Source organism: Pseudomonas sp. RIT-PI-r (genome assembly GCF_001297015.1).
GTDB lineage: Bacteria > Pseudomonadota > Gammaproteobacteria > Pseudomonadales > Pseudomonadaceae > Aquipseudomonas.
On record NZ_LIGE01000048.1, the window covers coordinates 1 to 674 of the forward strand.

General features: G+C 55.5%; 1 protein-coding gene. It reads left to right on the forward strand.

Features of this window, described 5'->3' with window-relative positions; translation table 11 throughout:
* The first annotated feature begins 103 nt into the window (after window positions 1-103).
* Window positions 104-619 carry an Hcp family type VI secretion system effector gene (locus AK821_RS29205; RefSeq protein WP_007918282.1) on the forward strand — a complete coding sequence of 172 codons (516 nt, stop codon included), beginning with the start codon at window positions 104-106 and terminating at the stop codon, window positions 617-619.
* The last annotated feature ends 55 nt before the right edge of the window (window positions 620-674 follow it).

The following is a 674-nucleotide window of genomic DNA, read 5'->3' on the forward strand; positions in this document are numbered from 1 at the left end:
AAGGGCGGCGCATTTGTTGGCACGCTCCTTGATAACAGTCAGCCACCCACCGGGCGATTTCGCCTCCCGGGCACCTTAAATTATTCCGCAAGGAGAGCACCCCATGGCAACACCAGCGTACATGTCGGTTACCGGCGAAAAACAAGGCCTGATCACTGCAGGCGCATTCACCGCTGACTCCGTAGGCAACACCTACCAGGAAGGCCACGAAGACCAGGTTATGGTTCAGGCTTTCACCCACGACGTGATCATCCCGCGTGACCCGCAATCCGGTCAGCCAACCGGTCAGCGCGTGCACAAGCCAGTTGTGATCACCAAGGTCTACGACAAGGCTTCGCCACTGCTGCAAGCAGCACTGACTTCCGGCGAGCGCATGAGCGAAATCGTTATCCAGTGGTACCGTACTTCTGCTCAAGGTACTCAAGAGCACTACTACACCACCAAACTGGAAGACGCGATCATCGTCGCCATCAACAACAAAATGCACAACTGCCAGGATCCAGGCAACTCGCACTTCACCCACCTGGAAGAAGTGCAGTTCACCTACCGTAAAATCACCTGGACCCACGAAGTATCCGGTACTTCGGGTTCCGATGACTGGCGTGCTCCAGTCGTTTAATTACGGCTGATCGTTACAAGCATCGGCCAGCTCTGCTGGTCGATGTTGTTTTCGC

Coding starts and splice junctions, on each gene's coding strand:
- AK821_RS29205 (WP_007918282.1), top strand. CDS start 104: ATGGCAACACCAGCGTACATGTCGGTTACCGGCGAAAAACAAGGCCTG.